General features: G+C 38.1%; 17 protein-coding genes. 7 read left to right on the top strand and 10 right to left on the bottom strand.

Annotated elements, in window-relative coordinates; genetic code table 11:
* Positions 1-2: 2 nt before the first annotated feature.
* The 5 genes from ACK1I8_RS09265 to trxA all read left to right on the top strand — a co-directional run bounded on the left by ACK1I8_RS09265 (position 3) and on the right by trxA (position 6,467).
* Positions 3-2,663 carry a putative LPS assembly protein LptD gene (locus tag ACK1I8_RS09265; protein WP_412469048.1) on the top strand — a complete coding sequence of 887 codons (2,661 nt, stop codon included), beginning with the start codon at positions 3-5 and terminating at the stop codon, positions 2,661-2,663.
* A gap of 4 nt (positions 2,664-2,667) precedes the next feature.
* On the top strand, positions 2,668-3,912 hold the full coding sequence (locus ACK1I8_RS09260) for a competence/damage-inducible protein A (protein WP_412469047.1): 1,245 nt from the start codon (positions 2,668-2,670) through the stop codon (positions 3,910-3,912).
* A gap of 56 nt (positions 3,913-3,968) precedes the next feature.
* Positions 3,969-5,327 (top strand): dihydrolipoamide acetyltransferase family protein, encoded by a 1,359-nt coding sequence (locus ACK1I8_RS09255; protein ID WP_412469046.1) that lies wholly within the window; start codon positions 3,969-3,971, stop codon positions 5,325-5,327.
* Between the two features lie 71 nt (positions 5,328-5,398).
* On the top strand, positions 5,399-6,013 hold the full coding sequence (locus ACK1I8_RS09250; RefSeq protein ID WP_412469045.1) for a hypothetical protein: 615 nt from the start codon (positions 5,399-5,401) through the stop codon (positions 6,011-6,013).
* 157 nt (positions 6,014-6,170) lie between these two features.
* The gene (trxA, locus tag ACK1I8_RS09245) at positions 6,171-6,467 is read left to right on the top strand and encodes a thioredoxin (protein WP_412469044.1); all 297 of its coding nucleotides are present in this window, start codon (positions 6,171-6,173) and stop codon (positions 6,465-6,467) included.
* Here the strand turns inward: trxA and pdeM are convergent.
* From pdeM to ACK1I8_RS09225, 4 genes are all read right to left on the bottom strand, one after another.
* Positions 6,464-7,102, bottom strand: a complete 639-nt coding sequence (gene pdeM, locus ACK1I8_RS09240) for a ligase-associated DNA damage response endonuclease PdeM (RefSeq protein WP_412469043.1) — start codon at positions 7,100-7,102, stop codon at positions 6,464-6,466. The two genes, trxA and pdeM, sit on opposite strands and share 4 nt — an antisense overlap.
* 69 nt (positions 7,103-7,171) lie before the next feature.
* Positions 7,172-9,649, bottom strand: a complete 2,478-nt coding sequence (locus ACK1I8_RS09235) for a ligase-associated DNA damage response DEXH box helicase (RefSeq protein WP_412469042.1) — start codon at positions 9,647-9,649, stop codon at positions 7,172-7,174.
* Between the two features lie 241 nt (positions 9,650-9,890).
* The gene (locus ACK1I8_RS09230; protein WP_412469041.1) at positions 9,891-11,480 is read right to left on the bottom strand and encodes an ATP-dependent DNA ligase; all 1,590 of its coding nucleotides are present in this window, start codon (positions 11,478-11,480) and stop codon (positions 9,891-9,893) included.
* A 2-nt stretch (positions 11,481-11,482) separates the two neighbouring features.
* Positions 11,483-12,511, bottom strand: coding sequence for a ligase-associated DNA damage response exonuclease (locus tag ACK1I8_RS09225; RefSeq protein WP_412469040.1), 1,029 nt, complete (start codon positions 12,509-12,511; stop codon positions 11,483-11,485).
* A gap of 154 nt (positions 12,512-12,665) precedes the next feature.
* Between ACK1I8_RS09225 and ACK1I8_RS09220 the strand changes: the two genes are divergently transcribed.
* Positions 12,666-13,277, top strand: a complete 612-nt coding sequence (locus ACK1I8_RS09220) for a SatD family protein (protein ID WP_412469039.1) — start codon at positions 12,666-12,668, stop codon at positions 13,275-13,277.
* Complete coding sequence (locus ACK1I8_RS09215) at positions 13,277-13,987, top strand: DUF3307 domain-containing protein (RefSeq protein WP_412469038.1); 711 nt, start codon at positions 13,277-13,279, stop codon at positions 13,985-13,987. The genes ACK1I8_RS09220 and ACK1I8_RS09215 overlap by 1 nt, the downstream gene beginning before the upstream one ends.
* Before the next feature lie 33 nt (positions 13,988-14,020).
* On the opposite strand, the gene ACK1I8_RS09210 is transcribed toward ACK1I8_RS09215, so the two are convergent.
* The 6 genes from ACK1I8_RS09210 to ACK1I8_RS09185 form a co-directional block, all read right to left on the bottom strand.
* A complete protein-coding gene (locus ACK1I8_RS09210) occupies positions 14,021-16,189 on the bottom strand; it encodes a S9 family peptidase (RefSeq protein WP_412469037.1) in 2,169 nt (722 codons plus the stop codon).
* A 98-nt stretch (positions 16,190-16,287) separates the two neighbouring features.
* On the bottom strand, positions 16,288-16,935 hold the full coding sequence (locus ACK1I8_RS09205; protein WP_412469036.1) for a DUF4412 domain-containing protein: 648 nt from the start codon (positions 16,933-16,935) through the stop codon (positions 16,288-16,290).
* Between the two features lie 22 nt (positions 16,936-16,957).
* Positions 16,958-17,734, bottom strand: coding sequence for an enoyl-CoA hydratase/isomerase family protein (locus ACK1I8_RS09200; protein ID WP_412469035.1), 777 nt, complete (start codon positions 17,732-17,734; stop codon positions 16,958-16,960).
* 1 nt (position 17,735) lies between these two features.
* The gene (locus ACK1I8_RS09195; RefSeq protein WP_412469034.1) at positions 17,736-19,823 is read right to left on the bottom strand and encodes a ComEC/Rec2 family competence protein; all 2,088 of its coding nucleotides are present in this window, start codon (positions 19,821-19,823) and stop codon (positions 17,736-17,738) included.
* 3 nt (positions 19,824-19,826) lie between these two features.
* Entirely contained in the window at positions 19,827-22,058 is a 2,232-nt protein-coding gene (locus ACK1I8_RS09190) for a helix-hairpin-helix domain-containing protein (protein ID WP_412469033.1), read from the bottom strand.
* A gap of 147 nt (positions 22,059-22,205) precedes the next feature.
* Positions 22,206-22,541: a MerR family transcriptional regulator gene (locus ACK1I8_RS09185; RefSeq protein ID WP_412469032.1), complete on the bottom strand. Its 336-nt coding sequence runs from the start codon at positions 22,539-22,541 to the stop codon at positions 22,206-22,208.
* Positions 22,542-22,644: the final 103 nt, after the last annotated feature.

The raw sequence follows: 22,644 nt of genomic DNA, 5'->3' as shown, positions 1-22,644 counted from the left end.
ATTTGAAACCCCTCAAGAGTTCTATTTTACTAATATCTGTCATTTTATTAACACATGCTGTTGGTAAAGCTAACGCATTTTCTCATTTTTCATTGCAACAGATCGTTCAACAAGATACCACTAAAAAGGATTCTGTTAAAAAAACAGGGAAAAATAATAGCAGTATCGACCAGAAAGTAGAATACAAAGCAGAAGATTCGGTTAAAATGAGTGCCGATAAAAGCATTGTTTATTTATACGGAAATGCCAGAGTGGTTTATGGTGATTTTGAGCTGGATGCGGCATATATCAAATACGACAAAAAGCAAAATTCTATTTATGCGCGTGGTGTTAAAGATCCAAAAACCGGAAGATATACCGGGAAACCGATCTTTAAGTCAGGTGCCGAAGGTACGGCCATAGCAGATTCTATTTTTTACAATTCAGAAACAACCCGGGCCAAAGTATATGGCGTTTTTTCTGAACAGGAAGGAGGCTTTTTCTCTGGCGGACAAAGTAAAAAGCAGATAGACGACGAGCTTCACGTTAAAAATGTGATGTATAGCACCTGTAATCTTCCTCATCCTCATTTTGGATTAATGATTTCTAAAGGGGTGGTAACAGAAAAACAGATTATTACTGGGCCGGTTTACATGATAATTGAAGATGTTCCTACTTTTCTGGGGCTACCATTTGCATTTTTTCCAAAACCGAATAAACGAACATCAGGTGTGATTCTGCCTACACCAGGAGAAGATGCGACAAGGGGATTTTTCTTGCAAAACGGTGGTTATTATCTCGGATTGAACGATTATTGGGATGCCAAACTTTTAGGTTCGATTTATACCAATGGTTCTTATGAAACCAGTTTGCTGAGTAATTACACCAAAAGATATAAATTTAACGGTAATATCAATTTGGCTTACGCCAGTTTTAAAGATGGTTTGGAAGGCACCGAGGCTTTTAACAATCCGACTAAAAACTTCAGCATTAACTGGAGCCACAGCCAAAATGCCAATGCCAATCCGGGTACAACATTTAGCGCCAGTGTAAGATTGGTATCAACCGGAAGAAAGGGATATTACAGAAATACTGCAGCCGGTACTACTTATGATATTAATACCATTGCTACCAACTCAACAAGTAGTAGTATCAGTTATGCGAAGGCCTATACAAACGGTATGAATTTCTCTTTGGCTGCGTCAAGTGACCAAACTTTAAGTACAAGGGCAATATCGCTTAGGTTGCCCGAAATGACATTTAACGTACCTACATTTAATCCTTTTAGTTCTAAAAATGCTGTTGGCGAACAAAAATGGTATCAAAAAATTACAGTGGGCTACAGTTTACAGGGAACAAACCGTATTGATACTTTTGACAGTTTACTGTTTCAGAATGATGGTTTAAAACGTCTGAGAAGTGGTTTTGCGCACAGTATCCCTTTAAACATGTCTTTTACGGCCCTAAAATACTTGAACTTTAGTCTGGGAGGTACTTATAACGAAGTTTGGAATTTTCAGAGTGTAAGTAGAAGATATACCAGTTATGCCGATAATACCTTTACTTTCAGGGAAGATACTGTTAGTGGTTTTAAACGAGCTGGCAGTTACAGCTTGTCAACAAGTATGTCTACTAAAATATATGGTAGAAGAGATTTTAATCCTGCAGGTAAAATCCAGGCGTTGCGGCATGTAATGACTCCGAATGTTTCTTTCTCTTATTCTCCGGATTTTACCAAAGCCGGTGCCGGACCTTTCAGACCAGCAATAGATCAGAATGGAAATCAAATTTATAACAGTGGACAACCTTTAAAATATTCTATTTTTGATGGCATGGCACAGCCAGGTTCTTTTGGCGGACCCAATGCATCTATTGGGTTTGGACTGGATAATACGGTAGAATTAAAGGTGAGAAATAAGAACGATACTACCGGAACAGGCTCAAAAAAGATTCCCATCATCCAGGGATTGAGTTTTAGTGGCTCATATAATTTCCTGGCCCCATCTTATAAATTATCTACCATTGGTTTTAGTGGCCGATCGCAGTTTACCGATAAATTGGGTATCAATTATAACGGAACCTTGGACCCATATGCTTTAAAAGATACGACCGTAAATGGACAAACGATTAAAATCAGAGAAGACCGCTTATTTTTTCAAAGAAATCAGTTCCTGCCACGTTTGACCAGTTTTGGTTTCTCATTCGATTACAGCTTGAATCCGGAGGCGTTAAAACGTAAAAATGAGGCTAATGATAAATTAGGTGCGGCAGCTAACAAAAAAGGATTGACTGATATACAGTCTGAACAATTGGCGGCCATAAGCCGTGACCCGAATGCATTTGTTGATTTTAACATTCCCTGGAATTTCTCATTTTCTTACAGTTTTCAATATTCAAATGATGGAAACACCAATACAGTTTCGAATACATTAAACTTTAATGGTGACGTTAACTTAACACCTAAATGGAAGATTACCTTTAATTCAGGCTATGATTTTAAGAACAATGGTTTAACCCCGATGAATTTGGCCATTTACCGCGATCTACATTGCTGGGATATGAGCGTAAACTGGGTTCCGTACGGTGCTTATAAAAGTTATTCCGTTACCATAAAAGTAAAGGCATCGATATTGCAGGATTTAAAATTGAGCAAAAGACAGGGTTTTTACAATACATACCGATAAATTTATGCTAGCCGAAATTATTACCATTGGTGATGAGATACTCATTGGCCAGATCGTTGATACCAATTCTGCGTGGATGGCTAAACAGTTAAATTTAATTGGGGTTTCCGTGAAGCAGATTACCTCAGTTTCTGATGATGAACAGCATATTTTAGAAGCGCTCGAACTCGCTGAAAAACGTGCAGATCTGGTTTTAATTACGGGTGGCCTCGGACCAACAAAAGATGATATTACCAAAAAAACTTTGGCAAAGTATTTTAATATGGGTTTCCGTAATGATGCCGCTGCATTGGATATGGTTCGTCAGATTTTCGAAAAATACAAGCGTCCGCTATTGGATATCAATATACAGCAAGCCGATGTTCCTGATGGTTGTGAAGTTATTGTCAACAAAAATGGTACTGCACCTTGTATGTGGTTTGAGCAAAACAATACCATTTTTGTATCAATGCCGGGGGTACCTTATGAAATGATGTACCTGATGGATGACGAGATCCTTCCCAGAATTACAAACAGATTTAAGCTGCCTTCTATTGTACATAAAACCATCCTCACCGCAAATATCGGAGAATCATTTCTGGCCAAAGAGATTGAGGAAATCGAAAACAACTTACCCGCACATATCAAACTGGCATATCTGCCAAAATTAGGACAGGTTCGCTTACGCTTATCGGCCAAAGGTAATAATGAATCAGAATTGAATAAAGAGGTTGAGACCTATGTCAGACAGATCATTTCAAAAGTGAGCAAGTTTGTGGTAACGGATGAGGATATCCCAATGGAAAAGGCGATTCTGGACCTGATGAAAAGTAAAGGTATGACCTTATCTACAGCAGAAAGTTGTACCGGCGGTTATATTGCACATTTGATTACACAACATCCCGGCTCTTCATCTGTTTATTGGGGCGGGGCAGTAGCATATGCCTACGAACTTAAAGAATCTATTCTGGGGGTAAAAGAAAGTACCTTAAGCACTTTTGGAGCCGTAAGCGAGCAGACCGTAACGGAAATGGCGGAGGGGGCAATTAAACATTTCAAAACGGATTATGCAATCGCGGTTAGTGGTATTGCAGGCCCGGATGGCGGTACAGTTGAAAAACCGGTTGGCACTGTATGGATTGCAGTTTCTTCAAAACACAAAACGGTAGCTAAGGTGTTTAATTTCAGTAGTAAACGGATTCAAAACATAGAACGTTCTGCTGCTTCAGCTTTTGCGATGTTATTAAATGTCCTTAAAGAAACAGTTTAGAAAGAATAAAAACCGTATTTTTGTAGCGTTACCAATATAAAATACTGTAATTTAATATGGCTCAATACGAACTATTGTTACCAAAAATGGGTGAAAGTGTTGCAGAAGCAACGGTGATTAAATGGGTAAAACAACCAGGTGATGTTATTGATTTGGATGATACCATTTTGGAAATCGCTACAGATAAGGTAGATTCTGAGGTTCCATCTCCGGTTGCGGGTAAATTGGTAAAACAATTATTTGCTGCAGATGAAGTTGCCCAGGTAGGTGATGTAATCGCCATTATTGAAACTGAAGATAGCAATGTGCCTACAATCGAATCACCGGTTGTAGAAACGCCGGTGGCAGAAGAAAATACAGCATCTATTCCCGGAATTGAACAATTACCTGATCATAATAATTCCGTAACAACCACTGATTTCAGCTCATCTGATCGTTTTTATTCTCCTTTAGTGAAGAGTATTGCAGCTCAGGAAAATATTTCATTAGCTGAGTTGGATGCCATTAAAGGTTCAGGCGTGGATGGCCGTTTAAATAAAGATGATTTACTGGATTATATTGCCGGAAAAAATGGCAAGGCCGTAAAAAAGGCTACAGTAATATTAACGCCACCTGCTCCGCAAGTTGAAGAAGTTGTAGCACATCAAACTGAGCCATCCACACAGGCTCCAGTTGCCAGTAAACCTTCTACAACAAGTATTAATGGTGCAGATGAAGTTATTGAGATGGATAGAATGCGAAAGTTGATTGCCGATCATATGGTAATGAGCAAAAGTACTTCGCCACACGTAACTTCGTTTGTAGAAGCAGATGTGACGAATATGGTTTTATGGCGCAATAAGGTAAAAAACAGTTTCGAGAAGCGCGAAAATGAAAAAATAACGTTTACCCCGATATTTGTAGAGGCAGTTGCCAAAGCGATAAAAGATTTCCCGATGATCAACGTTTCGGTTAATGGAACTCAGATCACCAAAAAAGGAAACATCAATATCGGCATGGCCGCGGCTTTACCCAGTGGAAACCTAATTGTTCCTGTAATTAAAAATGCCGATCAGCTAAATTTAGTCGGCTTAACAAAAGCTGTTAATGATTTAGCTTCAAGAGCAAGAAATTCGAAATTAAAGCCCGACGAAACACAAGGGGGTACTTTTACATTAACGAACGTAGGTAGTTTCGGAAACGTAATGGGTACGCCAATTATTAACCAACCTCAGGTAGCTATCCTGGCAGTAGGTGCCATTAAAAAGAAACCTGCTGTTTTGGAAACCGAACATGGTGACGTGATTGCAATCAGGCATATGATGTTCTTGTCATTATCCTATGACCACAGGGTTGTAGATGGTTCATTAGGAGGAATGTTTGTTCGGAGGGTTGCTGATTATTTAGAAAGTTGGGATCTGAACAGGGAAATTTAATCAGTTGCAGTTCTTATTCAACAGTTTTTAGTTGGTTAAATGCCAATAATTAAACAATTTAACACTCAATAATGTTAGCGTCAAATTTAAAATCGATAGTTTCAGATAACGTGTTGCATGCCAAATGGTTAAATACCTTGTCTTATATGGAAAATGCAGGTGCGAAGAAGATTTCTGCATCAGAACACAAGGAAAACGTAAACCTGATTATCCTGAAACATGCTGCTGAAGAACACCGTCATGCCTACTACTTAAAAAAGCAGATTTCGAAGGTTGACGAGTCGCTTTGTAAAACTTATAGCAATGCCGAGTTATTATCGGCAAATCATACCAAATACTATTTACATGCTTTGGATATTGCCGTTTGTCGTTATTTGAAAGCGGTATTTAATCTTTCAGGTTATGATTTGAAATTCGCAGCTTATTTATTTGTTACCTATGCTATTGAAGTCCGTGCAGATGAATTGTATCCAATTTATCAGGCAGTTTTAGATGATGCAAAAAGCAAGGTAAACGTAAAGTCGATTATTTTGGAAGAAGAAGGGCATTTAGAGGAAATGATTAACCAACTGGTTAGCTTTTCACCTGACTGGGAAAACCATGCCGCTGAAGTAATTAAAATAGAAAAAGCTTTATTTGAAGATTGGATTAATGCTTTAGCCACAGAACTTCCGGTAAGCGCTTAACCATACATCATATTATTGCATATTTTCGGGTTTTGAGATATTAAGTCTTTTAAACAGAAGAGAAGTCGGGTTTCCCTGGTACATAAGCTATTAAACTTGACTTCTTTCATTTAAAACCAATCCAGCTTCTCCTTGTTTTTAAATAAAGACAAATATCATGGCTAAATTTTCAGATTTAATTAATGGGGATAAACCAGTGCTGGTTGATTTTTTTGCTGAATGGTGTGGTCCGTGCAAGATGATGAAACCGATATTGGAACAATTAAAATCACAGGTAGGTGATTCGGTATCGATAATTAAGGTCGATATCGACAAAAATCAACCAGCGGCTTCCTCGTTCAATGTTCAAAGCGTTCCTACCTTAGTTCTGTTCAAAAAAGGAAAGCAGGTATGGAGGCAAAGTGGCGTTTTGCAGGCTTCGCAATTGAAACAGGTAATTGATGCCCATGCTTAAACTTCCAGGACACTTTTGGGCGTCACTGCAAATACACGCTCACTTGTTTTAGGGTAGATGTTGTAAAGCCCTGTAAACAAGCTAAAAGCAGGTAAAACAGCATATTCCTGTCCAAAATAAAAACAAGGAAACTTTAATCTTTGCTTCGCTTTTCCAACAATGGTAACACCGGGATGAATGTGCCCGCTGATGGGATATAATTCATCTTCGGTACATTTTGGGGCGTCATGAATAAAGCAAAATGGACCCAGGCAAAAACTAGGTTCATATATCTCAATACTCATTGCTGCATAATTGGCATTCGTGAGCCTGTCGTGGTTCCCTTTCACCAATAGAAAATTAAGTTCCTGGTATTGCTTTCTCCATTCGGAAAACGTATCAATATCTGTATTTAAGCCGTGGTGAAACATATCACCGTTAATTAATAATGTATTGGGCCGATATTGCCGGATTAATAAATCTAAACGCTGTAAATCTGTCTGGGCGATGGTTGACGGAACCTGCAAACCCGCCTTTCGAAAATGTGCAGATTTACCCAAATGCAAATCGCTTATCGCTAAGAGTTGATGTTTGGGTAAAAACAAAGCCCTTTCTTTATCTAAAATCAGTTCTTCACCCTGGCTTGTAATGGTCATTTATTTTATGCTATTGTCATTCTTAGCTTGTCGAAGAATCTTAAATTCCGACAGTCAAAGAAGATGGATCTATTTAATTCTTTCTGCTTCGGCTTTCATTCTGACAATCCGCTGTTCTAACTCTTCCGAACTCATATTTTCACGTAAACTGTCCACTTTAATTGGAAAAGACAGTGGCGTGAAACTTTTTGGATTGGTGATGATAATCGCTCCATCCTGAATTCTTTCCAAAGCGGCTGCCAATCTGGGCTCTTCCAGTTGTTGATAAAAAACCTCATCGTATGCCTGTCGCAAAAGTAAATTATGTTTGTCATAATCGCTAAAAACATTAAAAAACAGACCAGCAGATGACTGGAGATGTTTATTGGCCACATATTTACCCGGATAGCCCTGAAAAACGAGTCCGGAGATGCAGGCAATGTCCCTAAACTTCCTTCTTGCCATTTCGGTTGAATTGATACTCTGCGTAATATCTTCAGTTAAATTTTTAGGCGAAAAGACCTCATAGGCAATCGATTCATCCATAGGGATTTCCGTTTCACTTAAAAGCTCAAAACCATAATCATTCATGGCAATTGAAAAACTGATGGGCAGCAGTTTACTTAAACGATAAGCCACCAGCGCCGCTAACACCTCATGTACCAAACGGCCTTCAAAAGGGTAGGCAAAGAGGTGAAAACCTTCCTTATTATTGATGAGTTCTATCAGTAATTCATCGTTTTGGGGTACATGAGAACGTTTTTCTTGTAATAAGAACAACGGATAGACAGAGTCTAATTCTTCATCCTGGTGGGTTTTATCCAGGGCTTCATTATATTTTTTTCTTAAAACCGATCCTAAATTGGATGATAGGGGGAGGCGGCCACCATTCCAGCTTGGAGAGATGGCATTTTTCTGTTTACTCACCCGCACTACAACCGTCATATCTTTCACCTGTACAAACTCCAAAACCCTTCCGGCCAGTCGAAAATTATCTCCAGCCTTCAGGCGGGTAACAAAGTATTCTTCTACCATGCCAATGTAACCACCAGAAATGAATTTTACTTTCAACATCGCGTCACTTACAATGGTTCCGATATGTAACCTGTGCCGCATGGCCAATTGCCTGCTCTTCACCTTCCAAAGCCCATCTTCATCCTTTGTTACCTTTTTAAATTCGGTATAGGCGCTCAAACTATCTCCTCCTGAGGTGATAAACTGCATCACCCAGGTCCATTCTTCGGGTAGGATAAGTTTAAAGGCATGGGTATTTTTAATCTCTTCGTAAATGATTTTATCATCAAATCCATCGCCTATGGCCAAGGTAACCAAATACTGGATCAAAGTATCAAATACCATAATAAAAGGCTCACGGCTTTCGATGTTGTTTGTTTTGGCTGCTTCTTTAATCGCTGCTGCCTCAACCAGTTCTAAAGCGTGAGTTGGTAAAAAATATATCTTGGAAATTTCGTGTGGGGAGTGGCCAGATCGCCCCGCTCTTTGCAAAAACCTGGCAACACCTTTTGGCGATCCCACCTGGACTACTGTATCAACGGGTTTGAAATCTACGCCCAGATCTAACGATGAAGTAGCAATAACGGCTTTAAGCTGTCCGGTATGCAGGGCATCCTCAATCCAGTTGCGGAGTTCGAAATCTATTGATCCATGATGTATGGCAATGCGTCCGGCAAGTTCGGGTTCAATGTTCAGTAAATGCTGGTACCACATTTCTGATTGTCCGCGGGTATTGATGAAAATTAAGGTCGTTTTGCTTTTTTCTATAATGGGTAAAAGCTTATAGGCCAGCTTTAAACCCAAATGCCCCGCCCATGGCAATGTATCAATATCATCAGGTAAGATGGATTTGATCTGGATTTTCTTTTCCAGATCGGCCTTAACAATAATTTTTTTGGTTTCCGAATCTGGCGTCAATACATCTAAAGCTTCTTCAATATTCCCAATGGTTGCAGAAATCCCCCAGATTCTCAAAAACTGATTTTTTTCGAGTTTTTGCAAACCTTTAATGCGGGAAACGGCTAACTCAACTAACACACCCCGTTTGCTACCTAAAAGTTCGTGCCATTCATCTGCCACGATACATTTAAGATTGCGGAACAGGGTTGAAGAACCTTTTTGTGCCAGCAACAGATGCAGGCTTTCTGGCGTAATCAATAGGATTTCGGGCATCGACTTTTTCTGCTGTACTTTTTCTGCCTGCGAGGTATCGCCGTTGCGCACACCCACATGCCAATCCAATTCCAGTTCCAGCAAGGTTTCCCGCATCGCCCTGGCAATATCTTTAGCCAACGAACGGAGGGGAGTAATCCAGATCAATTGTAAACGATCTTTAGCTTTTTTATTATTGGTTGCTGATGCATTTAAAGCTTCAATTACTACAGCCAAAAAAAGCGAAAATGTTTTTCCGAAACCGGTAGGCGCATTTACCAAACCACTATAGCCATTAAGATAATATTGCCAGGCGTCTTCCTGAAATTGAAAAGGCCTGCGTTTATTGGCCTTTAACCAGGCTTTTATCTTTTTATAACCTTTGGTTTTGGTTTGGTCCATTCTTTTTGTTTTTCCTTATTATATTTTAGATCAATATGTTTATCGTTTTTTTGAAAAGCAATTACAGTAATGCTTCGGTTACAGCAGCCCCGCCATACGCTTTACCTTTTTTTGTGATTTTTTGTTGTAATGTGAATGATATCTCACAAAAAAGGGTGCCGCTTCTGTCGGGTTTAAAAACGTTGGTCAATTCGTTCAAATTAAATCTTTGCTTCGGTCTGTGGGAACACAGATCATGGCACTATAAGGTAGATTGTAATAGCTGCCTCAAATCTTCCAAAGTATTAATCTCATCTGCTTTTTTATCTTTCCGCCAGCGCAATATACGCGGAAAGCGTAAAGCTAAACCTGCTTTATGCCGTTTGCTTTCCGCAATTCCTTCAAAAGCAATTTCAAACACCAGCTCGGGTTTTACGGTACGTACCGGACCGAATTTTTCAATTGCATTGCGGTTTACAAAGGCATTTACTTCTTTAATTTCTTTATCAGTCAAGCCTGAATAGGCTTTGGCAATGGTTACTAAATTTTCGCCATCTCGAACGGCAAAGGTATAATCGGTAAAGAAATTAGCCCTTCTGCCACTTCCTTTTTGCGCGTAGATCATTACCGCATCAACCGTATACGGATTAATTTTCCACTTCCACCAATCGCCACGCTTTCTTCCGCTATGATAGTGAGAGCTTAATTTTTTAAGCATAATGCCTTCACTGTTAATCGAACGCGAAGTTTGTCTTAAATCTGCCAGCTCCTCCCACGATCTGCAGTTGATTACAGGAGATATGATCACCGGACTTTCATCTAAACCACCAATCAACTGTTCCAGTGTGTTACGCCTTACACTTAAGGGTTCTTCCCTGAAATCACTGGCCTCGTATTCTAAAATATCATAAACAAAAAATCCTATCGGTGCATCATCCAGTTGTTTTTTGCTAATCGTTTTGCGGTTCAAACGTTGCTGCAATGTGCTGAATGACAGAACCTGTTTGTCTTGCACTGCCAGTATTTCACCATCTAAAACCACACCATCAGGCAAAACATCAATCATGAAATGTAATTCGGGAAACTGTTCGGTAACCAGTTCTTCACCTCGACTCCAGATAAAAAGTTCTCCATTGCGCTTTACAATCTGCCCGCGGATGCCATCCCATTTCCATTCGGCCTGCCATTCGGAAATATCTCCCAGCTTTTCGGGTTCCTGCTCTAAGGCATAAGCCAGGCAAAAGGGATAAGGCCAGGAATTATCGGTATTTACATGGATACCATTGATCAATTCATGAAAGGTAATTTCATAGGGGTTCCATTTCCCCATAATACTGTGCATAATCTGGGCGCTATCCAGGCTGCTTTGTTTGGCCAAGGCATTCACCAGCATTTTATTGGAAACACCGATCCTGAAATTGCCCGAAATCAGTTTATTAAAAATAAAACGTTCCTGCGTTTCGAGTTTATTCCAGGCACTTAAAATGAAATCTTTTTTGGTTTCGTCAGCCTTACCTTCTAAATCGTGTAAATCTTCAATCCATTTATGCAATTGAAAATCTGATGTATTTTCGGCAGGGGGCAATAACAAAGCAATGGTTTCACTTAGATCGCCAACATTGGCATAACTTTCGGCAAATAACCATTCTGGTGTTTGGGTAATGTCTATGGCCCAATATTTTAATAAGGCTGATTTAATTGGTCTTTTAGGTTTTTTACCTGTAAATAAAGCAATCACCCATACTTTATCTTTATCATCAGCATAGTTAAAATAATCAACCAGGGCCGCGATTTTATCGTTGGTTTTATTGCTCAGTTCGAGCTGTTGGATTAGTTTTGCAAAACGTTTCATGACTATTTATTTTCGTTCTGCTCGGCTAAATCAACTTTGTTTTCTTCGTCATCTTCCTGGCCAAACTTCGTTAAAACTTCTGCAGCCTCTATTCCCTCATCATTTAGAAAGCGGCTAAAAGCAGCTGTAAAACCATGGGTAACATATACTTTTTCGGCACCCGTTGCGGTAATGGCTTCCATTAAACCTGGCCAGTCTGCATGGTCACTCAGTGCAAAACCGGCATCTGCACTTTGCCAGCGGCGGTGCGCCCGTACCTGCATCCAGCCAGAGCATATGCCGGTAACACGGTGTGATAAATTTTTGATCCATCGGCTATCCCGCATAGCTGGTGGTACAATTACAATTCCTTTCTGTAACTCATCTTTTGTGGTTTCAGGTGTAATTCTAATGGTTTTCGGAAGGTGTACGCCAGCCTCTGTAATCACCTCATTAAGGTTGGCAATGCTGTTATGTACGTAAATAGGGGTGTCGCCAGCCAGGTTTTTAATCAAACGTTGCGCTTTGCCCAAACTATAAGCAATTAATACGCTTGTTTTCTGTTGGTTAATGTTATCATTTACCCAGTTCCGAATTCCGTTGAAAACGATGTCCTGTTTCTGCCATTTGTAAACCGGTAGGCCAAAAGTGCTTTCAGAAACAAAAGAATGACATCTTACAGGTTCGAAAGGTGTAGTAATGTCATCATCTTCAATTTTATAATCGCCAGAGATCACGCAAATTTCGCCTTTATATTCCAAACGTACCTGTGCAGAGCCAATAATGTGTCCGGCAGGAAAAAAAGAAATGTTGACCCCATTACGGGTAATGCTTTCTCCATACTCCAGTGTTTCTACATTTAAATCTTCACTGATCCTGCGTTTGATGATAGGTTTGGTTAAGGTATGGCAGAGGTAATATTTATTTCCAAAACGCACATGATCACTGTGTCCGTGTGTGGTTACAGCATAATCTACAGGCCACCAGGGGTCTACATAAAAATCGCCCTGCTTACAGTAGATTCCTCTTTTGGTAAATTCTATTAATGCCATAGCTACTAAACAATAAAATTAATGATTAGTTTTAGATGATTATCGGCTAAATACCCGATAATTTAAAATATCGGCTAAATACCCGATAAATAGAAATATCGGCTAATTAGCCGATATTATTTTAAAATGTAAATAATAAATTCGATATTGTAAGATGATTTGTATTATAACAGGTGATATTATAGGCTCCAGAAAGATTAAAGATAGCTGGTTATTAGACCTAAAAGCGGCCTTAAAAGTAGTTTCTGATCATAGTAGTAAGTGGGAAATTTATCGCGGAGATAGCTTTCAGCTGGAGGTAGAACCAGAAAACGCCATCAGAACTGCAGCCTATTTAAAAGCCTGCATTAAGGTAAATAAGCCCGCAGATGTAAGAATGGGAATCGGAATCGGAACACTAAAAAATAAACGTAAAAAACTTTCAGAATCCAATGGAGATGCTTTCGTGCATTCAGGAGCAGCTTTTGACAGTTTAAAGCAGGCCAAAGTTAATTTAGCGGTTAAAACAGATTTTGCCGATTTTGATGAAGAAATAAACGTTTTAATAAAGTTATCGCTGATTGCGATGGATAGTTGGGGCATTGTGGCCGCCGAAATGGTAAAACTGGCATTGGAGCATAACGACTTATTACAGAGTGAACTGGCAGCCATCTCAGGCCGGACACAATCGTCTGTAAGTGAAGCGTTAAAACGTGCGCATTACACCGAAATTATGGAAATGGACAGAATTTACCGTAAAAAACTGAAACAAATGATTTTAAAATAATGGATATCTATTTAATCAAACTTATTCTTGCCCATTTGATCGGAGATTTCTTTTTGCAGCCAAATGCCTGGGTAAAAGACAAGGAAAGAAGAAAATTAAAATCAAGCAGGCTCTATTTACATGTAATGATACATGTAGCTTTGATATTTGTTGTTTTTTTGAGTTTTGATGTTTGGAAAACGGCATTGACAATAGGGGTAATCCATTTGATTATTGATGCATTAAAATCCATCTTCCAAACCCATAAAAATGCACGGATACTTTTTTTTGTTGATCAGGTTTTACATTTTACCTCAATTGTGGCGGTATGGCATCTTTTCTACAAAGGAAGTTTGAACATTGGTTTTTTTAATGATCAGCATACTTGGATATTCATTTCAGGTGCTTTGTTTTTAAGCCTACCTACATCGATTATCATGAAAGTAATTATTGCCAAATGGATCCCGGATAATCAGCCAGACAGCCCAAAATCATTAGAGAATGCAGGTAAATACATCGGGATATTGGAAAGGACATTGATTTTTCTGTTTATTCTTACCAATCATTTTGAGGCTATTGGTTTTTTACTTGCAGCGAAATCCATATTCCGGTTCGGAGATCTAAAAGAAAAACACGATCTTAAATTAACCGAATATGTACTGATTGGAACTTTGTTGAGCTTTGGTATAGCCATTGTAACCGCTATGCTAATTCAAAGGTTTATTACATAAAAAAAGCAGCCCTAAAGCTGCTTTGAAATCTGGTTATCTTGCTCCCGGAGGACAATTTTCTTTTAAAAACTTAGTATAAGTTAAAGATAAATGTTTACTGGTTCCTTCACCTTCGGAAATACTGTGGGTACGGTTTGGATAACTCATCAATTGAAAAACCTTTCCGTTTTTAACTAATTCATTAATCAGCATTTCGGCATTTTGGTAATGCACATTATCGTCACCTGTGCCATGGATATATAACAGATTACCTTTTAAATTTTTAGCGTGCGTAACCGGCGAACCTTTAATATAGGCCTCCTTGCTTGGAAAAGGTGTACCCATATATCGTTCCTGATAAACATTATCATAAGTGAGCTGATTACCAACCGCTGCAATAGCAATACCTGTTTTATAAATTTCAGGATATTGGAACATCAGGTTTAATGTAGAAGAACCGCCTCCGCTCCAGCCCCAAACAGCCACACGGTCTTTATCCATATAAGCATGGGTGGCCAATAATTTTTTAGCGGCCATCGCTTGATCGCGTACATTGATTACCCCAATATTTTTATAAATGCTTTTACGCCAGGTACGTCCTTTCGGAACCGGAGCGCCTCTATTATCCATTGAAATATAGATATAGCCATCTTTGGCCATATCGCCATCATATAAATGATTTGTGCCTGCGCCGTCAACATCTAATGCCGTTGCACCTGCAGGCTCGCCATAAACATAAAATAAAACAGGATACTTCTTATCCGGATTAAAATTATCAGGCTTTTTCATCCAACCATCCATTTCAATCCCATCTTCGGTAGTTACTTTAAAAAACTCAACTTTGTTTTTCTTTGCCGGTTGTTTAGCCAGTTGCGTTGTGATGCTTCCATCCATGGTAAATGGATTCCCGGTAGTAAAATTCATCCACTCTGTAATATACCTAACAACCGAGCTGTTGTACGAATGGCGTGCAAAAGCAGCATTAGGTGAAATATCGTAATTGTGTGTGCCCGGCAGAACAGATGGCGTAACCTGCTCCAGTTTACCTTTACCATCTAATTTGGTTTTAAAAAGATACTTCTGAGTTGCATTTGTTGGTGAGGCCATAAAATAAACCAGGTTATTTTTTACATCAATCAATTTTACATCAATCACATCAAAATTGCCTTTTGTAACCAATGTTTCTTTCTTCCCATCCAAACTAATCCTGTACAGGTGGTTCCAGCCATCTTTATCCGATACAATTGTAAACTCTTTATTGTCATTTAACCATTTCCATTCATCCTGTGCATCAATCCAGGCTTTGGCTTTTTCGGTATAAACAGCTTTGGCCGATCCTGTAGCTGCATTACAGATAAATACGATGCTCTCATTCTGCTCACGGTTCAGTTGCTGTAAAATAATATTATTACTGTTAGGTACCCACTGCATACGTGGGATATAATGCTGAATATTATCTCCCGGGACATCTAGCCAGTTTGTTTTGGCTGTTGTAATGTCAACCACGCCAACTTTGCATGCAGAAGGGTTTTGACCCACCTTTGGATATTCTATAGGAATGGTAAATGGATAAATAGAATCGGTATTATTGATCATCAGGAAATTTTTGATCTTCGTTGCATCCAATTGCCAATAAGCAATAGATTTACCATCCGGGCTCCATCTAAATCCATCCCGGCAATCAAATTCTTCCTCATAAACCCAATCGAAAGTACCGTTAATCATTCGTTCTGTACCATCCGTAGTTAAGGCCTTGGCTTCAGTGCCATCAATATTTTCTACGTATAAATTGTGTTTGCTCACATAAGCAACTTTACTGCCATCAGGCGATAATTTGGCAAACATTAATGATGAGGCCGGTTTATCTTTTCCGATCTGGGTAATCTTGTTAGCGGTTAAATCAGCCAGCCAATAATCACCACGGGTATCGTAACGCCAAACTTTTTTACTGTTGGTATAAATCAGTGCTTTTGTACCATCATCAGACAGTTGAAAACTCCTTACAGCAATGGCATTGGCTTGTCCGGCAGGTGTTAACAGCGCCCTGGATATAATTGTTTTTCTATCGTTTTTAGGGAGGGCAACTGAAATAATTTCTCCATTTGCAATCTGATAGTACGAATTACCGTCTTTTGCCCAATTGATATTTTGAGCTTTTGCATCAATTAGAGAACAAAATGCTATACAAGCAATTGATAATCTGAATAATAATCTTTTAATCATATATAATTTTTGGACATAAAAAAAGCTTTTTAACTTTCGGGCTAATTTAAATAAAAAGCCTGCGGTTAAAAAGCTATAAATTACCTTGAATTGGCTAATTATTCACCACCACCTTGCATGGCTTTCAAATCTTCCATCGTTACTACTTCGTAACCGGCAGGAACTTCAGTATTGATAACGCCTACTTTGGCTTCAGAAAGAGATTTTAAAACCAGGTCTGAATTTACGCCATTAATAACTGCCGAATATTTTACAGGAAGTGCGCCCAGGCCTTTAAAGAAACCACCATTTGTAACTGCAGCAATATCAACATCTTTTGTGGCCCACAATTCGTGCGATCCGCCTTTGTCATCTTTGTAGGTATATTTTTCTGCATTAAATCCAGCTATGGTCTGTTTTTCGCCAGTTGCTTTATAATCAGAATATTTCGGCATTAAGGCTTCCTGCGCTTCGGTTTCTGCTTTGCTTACCTTTACTGCAAACTGTTTTTGAGCTACCGGAACATCAATCAATAATAATCCGGTTTTATCTGCGGTATTCGAAATGATATTCACCAGGGCAGGGCCATTTTCAACTTCTATTTTGGTTAAGCTGCCATTAAATTTAGTTTTAACGTCAGTGGTTGTGCCATTCGCCGTTACTGCAAATACCAAAGTACCTTCGGCAACTTTCTTTTGTGCATGGGCAATTATAGCTGTACTCACTAAGATTAAAGCTACGATGCTAGTTTTGATTGATTTGAACATGTTTTTATTGTTGTTAAGTTATTTACCAATTAATTTTTTCTTTTTTTAGAAATGAAGAAATTCCTTTTTTAAAATCCTCACTTTCTCTTACCCTTGCATTAATCTGTACGGCAGTTTCCAAACTCTTTTCTAAATTCAGATTAACAGTTTGGGTAATCAGCTGTTTGGTAATCATTAATGAATTGCCCGAACTCTCCGTACACAAACTTAATGCAAATTCTCTTGTTTTTTGATGGATTTCGAATGAATTTGTTACAAAATTTATCAAATTATATTTTAATGCCTGCTCGGCAGAGAAAGTTTTTCCGGTCAATAAAATTTCCTTGGCAACGGATTCGCTTACCTTCTGTTTTAAAAAACAGGAAACTATGGCAGGTACAAAGCCAATTTTTACTTCGGTATAGCCAAAATTACTTTCAGGAGTAGCAAAAATAATATCACATATGGTTGCCAAACCACAGCCACCGGCAATAGCATGCCCCTCTACCTGGGCAATCACTACCTTTGGAAGGTAATAAATAGTTGTAAACAGTTTTTTCAGATGATTGGAATCAGCTACATTTTCTTCAAATGTATTGTGCTGTAATTGCTGAAGATAGGCTAAATCTGCACCCGCACTAAACGCGTCACCATTTGCATTTAATATGACCACTTTTACCAGGTCATCTTCTGATGCCTTTATAAATGCCGCGGTTAATTCCGCAACCAGTTGAGGGTTCAGTGCATTTCTCTTTTCAGGCCTGTTGATTGTTATTGTTGCTATTCTTTCAGCAACCTGATATAAAACCAGATTTTCCATGTTATTGGCTTAATTGCACCAAATATGCTTTATTTTTCTTTAAAATATGTACATCCAGATTATTATTCTCGATTTCTCTTTTTAAGATCCGGATTTTATAATCTTTGTTAGTAGCATCTATCACCGCCGTTTTATATTTTATACCTGGGTGTATTTTGGCTAAATTAAATTTCGTGTTTCCGCTTATCCAGATGCTGGAAAAGTTAGCGCTTCCATTGATCTCTTTATCATTCAAATCTCCATCAATCAAGAGCATCTTATATTGAAAAAAGACAATTTGGTTGTTTATTGATACGAATTGCCCTAAGACAGTGTCTTTCTTTAAACTCATAAAATGTATCTTATCTACTTGCAGTTCTGTTAGCGCAGGCTCAACCGAAAAGTTATAGTTTTTATCTTCACTATTTAAATCCGAAACCAAAACAGCTTCTTTTCCATTGATAAATGCAATTGCATAATTTTTCTTCAGGGAAAAGAAAATGATTTTCCGCTGATTGAAAACCTTCAGGTCGTCGCTTACAATTAAAAGTTGATAACAGACAAATAAAAATAAAGAAAAAAACAAAAGTTGTTTGTTAAGTTTTGTAAATGCATAGATAAACATACCCAGCGAGAGGCTCAATAATATAAATTCGGGCAGATTAATCCATATTGATGAAAAGCTGGCATATGGTAAATTTGCAATCCAATTTAGTACAGCATTCGTAAAATTGATGATCCATTCAAAAACCGGCGCCAGAAACCCTAATGGCGGAATTAATACGCCAATCCCTAAATACATCATTAATATTAATGGGATGGTAATGAAAAGATTAGCAAATAAAAAGTAAAGGGGAAATTGATGAAAATAATAAATACTTAACGGAAACGTGACAATTTGTGCCGCTAAAGACATGGAGGTGAAACGCCATAATTTATCCAACCAAACACGTTCAGTGTAAAGAAGCTTGTATATTTTTGGCTGAAGATAAATTAATCCAAATACGGCAAGATAGGAAAGTTGAAAGCCAACATCCCAGATTGAAAATGGGTTGTAAATGAGTTGACAAAATGCCGAAAATGCCAATACATTATAACTGTTGGTTTTCTTCGATAAAACTTTAGCTGTTATTAAAATACTGATCATAATGGCCGAACGGACTACAGAGGGCGATAGTCCGGTCAGCAAGGCATATCCCCAGATCAATGTGCAGATGAGCATTAATTTTATCATTCTTAATGCCCGTTTCTTATTTAAAAAGAAAAACATAAAATCTAAAACCACATAGATAATCGCAACATGCGCCCCGGATACCGATAAAGCATGAATGGTTCCCGTTCTGGAGTAGGCTGATAAGGTTTCCTTACTTAAATCTGCCCGGTATCCCAAAATAAGGGTAGAGGCCACAGCAAAAGCCTCGTCACTTTTAATCAAATTTCGATATCTTGATACCTGACTTTCTCTGATGCTTAAGGCCATCTTTACCATTCGATTACCAACATTGTTTTTGGTGCCAATAATATGATCCTGATCGATAAATGCCTGATGATAGATATTCTGATTAGCCAGCCAAGCCTTAAAGTTAAATTCTGCAGGATTATATGGAGGTTCTATTTCGTTGTATTTAACCAAGATCAGCATTTCATCTCCATACTTTATCCTGATAGGTTTTAGACTATCCAACTTTACATTAAGCAGCATCTGGCCCGATAAACTCATGTGCTTATCTTTTTGATATCCGGCAATTACGTCCGCTTTAAAGCGCACGATGTTTTGATTTTGCTGAGGTTCACTATTTACCCAAACTTTAAAGTAATCACATTTGGTTTTTGCAAAGTAACTTTGATTTAAACTTTCGTTGTTGAGCAGGCAAAATAAACTACCAAGATTGAAAAAAAGCAGGTAAATGATAAAGCCAACAGCACCTTTATACCGATATATGTTTAATCTTTTATAGCTGAAATTTAAAAATAAAATGCTCAGTAAAATAATAGCTAAAGCGATGGTTAAGCATTTAATGTATGCTAATGCCGGAATATAATAAAAAATACAAATGCCCAGAATAAAAGGAAATAGGATCCTGACAAAAATATATTCGGTTTTAAACATGGATTAAAATTGATAGCGTACCTGAATTTTGACTTCCGATTTCTTATTACCCTTAATTTCGTCCAGATAGGTGCCTACCGTTTTCACATCCTGATAAATAAACATCGCATATCGAAACCACACACTGAGCTTTTTAATGATATTGTATCTCATGTTGAGGTAAGTTCTGAAACCTTTTCCATTATACATTCCAAATGCAAAACTATACAAAACGTCATCTTCATATGCGTAAATTCTACTGTTGTAGCTCGGCGTATTGAAATATGCAAATCGTACATTTCCACTTAGCCTGGCAAACATTGGCGAATAGTCTATATCCTGATAAATGAGATATCCAAACTCCCTTTTGGCACTTCCTTTTTTATATTGTGAAATCTCCAGGCGGTTTTGAAATTGCCAGTTCCTATTCAGTTGCCAGGTTGTTTCCGTACGGTATCCATCTCTTTTTACGTCTTCTAAAAACTTTTTGGTTACATTCAGGTCGGTGTTCTGTTGCTTCTTTTCTGACTTGTAGCGGAGTAAAATTTTAAAGTTTTTGCTGGGCATATAAATGGCTTGCGTTAAAACTTCATAACCTTTTGAAGGCTCATCTACACGGTATTTTAACCAGGGAAACCGAAATAAATCACCATAAAAAGAGAATGCCCAATGTTTATTCGGGTTAATATTTAATCCTGCATACAACCCCCTTTCATTTACCGCCTCGCTCGATTCGGATACTGCCTGATTAAAGAAACTATGGTAATCTCTGGCATAATTGCGATAGGTTAAAGCTGCAGAAACTGCTGACGACAGACTCACTAATACCCCGTTAATATAGGCAAAGCCGCCACCTAAACCTTTTGCACCCTCTCCATAGAGGTACATATTTTTATAGGTATAGTTATAAAATAAACCCAAATTAGTTAATGATTTACCTGTGAAACTATACCGGTCGTAAGCTGCGGTTTGTGTGATAAAACGATTCTTAAAATGGGTATGAGTGGCAATTGCACCAATGGCAACATCGTTATTAGTGTATTGAATGGTAGTACCAAACACAGTTTGTGCCAAAGCACCTTTATTTTTAAGCTCTGTAGGCGTTCTGTGCAAGCCAGTTTGATTGATCGTAGACTGAACTAAATTTCCATCCGCGTCTAATTTCTGACTTGCATCCAGTTTGCGGAAAGAGACAAATGGCGTTATATCTACTTTTTTAAATAAGTTAAGGGTTGCAGCCGCGCCTCTGAAAAAGGAATATTCGTTGGTAGAGTTGTAAGGTCTTAAACCCAAATCTTTTTTAGCTACACTGGTCACATCAGGTCCTTTGCCAAAAGCAAAACCCGACCATAAAGTTAGTCCCTGGCCAAATTGTTGTGTATAATCGCCAACTACCAATTTTTTTAACCTACCCAGTTTAAATAGCGCAATATTTCCTGAATAAAAATCGAAAGGTTTACCAATAAATTTTTCTCCGGCATCTTTATCTAAAGTGATGGCTGCCGATAGAATTGAGCTATAATGATACCGATATCGCATCTGAAATCTTTCTGGCGAACCTAAGTACCTGTTCCCAGGTAAATCGGTATAGCCTTTTTGTTTTTGCAAGGTTTGCGCTAAACGCATCATCAGATCATTTTCACCAGCATGTATGATATTGTTAAAATTGAGCTGCTGATATTCAGGGGTATTGGTTAAGGTAACAAATGGGAGCAGGTTTTGAATCGTTTTAATGTCAAATCCAGGGATGCTCTGTAATTCCAGCACATCTGCAAGTGGACCATTTTTCTTCACATGGTTAAAGAAATTAGCAATCTGTAGGGGAGATAGGAATACCAAGGTATTTAGTTCTTCTACTGAAGTTCGATTGAGGTTGATTGGGTGTTTACGATATCTTTCCAATACATCAATCAACTCGGTCATGTCATAATCATCGGGCAGGTTTTCTGCCATACTTTCCAAAATATCACGAATATTTGTTTCCTGTGTATTGGTTTGGGCGTTTGCCATAAATCCAATCATCACAAATGCAATGGTTAAAGTCTTTAATGCATGCCTACCTCCATTCAGGAATTTATGATACAGATCAACAAACCGCCGGATTACCGCGCCACGGTTGAATAATAATATGTTTGTTAAGAAATTTGCTTGAAGTAACCGGTTACGGGATAACATAGATATACCGGGAACCAATTGGTTTTTGGAGAATAAATAATAGGGAAAAGGAGCCGTCAACAATATACACCAAATTTTCATAAGCAGGTATTTAAGCTGGTTAATAAAAATTAGGGTGATTTTTTGTTGGTGATTCTAATATAGTAAAATATTTAAAAACTACAAAAATGTACTTTTAAATTACGCAGATCAATGTGGAAAGAAATACAGGCTGGGGGAACTGGTTAATTAGAGTTCTTGTGCAAGGTTTACTAAGAATCCTTTAAGTTTTTCCAATGAATCAATAATTTTTTGATTCTCTTTTACACCCGTTTTATTGTTTCTCAGATATTCTTTAGCACCTTTTAAGGTAAAACCTTTTTCATCAACCAGATTAAAAATAATTTTTAGATTTTCAATGTCTTCCGGTGTAAAGAGACGGTTGCCTTTTTTATTTTTTTTGGGCTGGAGGATGTCGAATTCCTTCTCGTAAAAGCGGATCTGCGACGCGTTGACATTAAACATTTCAGTCACCTCGCCCATGGTATAATACATTTTATTAATGTCTCTTTCTTTGTAAGGCATATTTTAGGGTTGATTATGAGTGTTTTATGTCAATTAATTAAAGTATTCAAATGTAGCTTGATTTTTCCTTATTAACGCAATAAAATTTTAATTTTGTTCCCTC

It is taken from the genome of Pedobacter sp. KLB.chiD (genome assembly GCF_047040275.1).
Taxonomy (GTDB): domain Bacteria; phylum Bacteroidota; class Bacteroidia; order Sphingobacteriales; family Sphingobacteriaceae; genus Pedobacter.
Note: the sequence above shows the minus strand (reverse complement) of the source record. Positions and strands in the feature narration are given on the sequence as shown.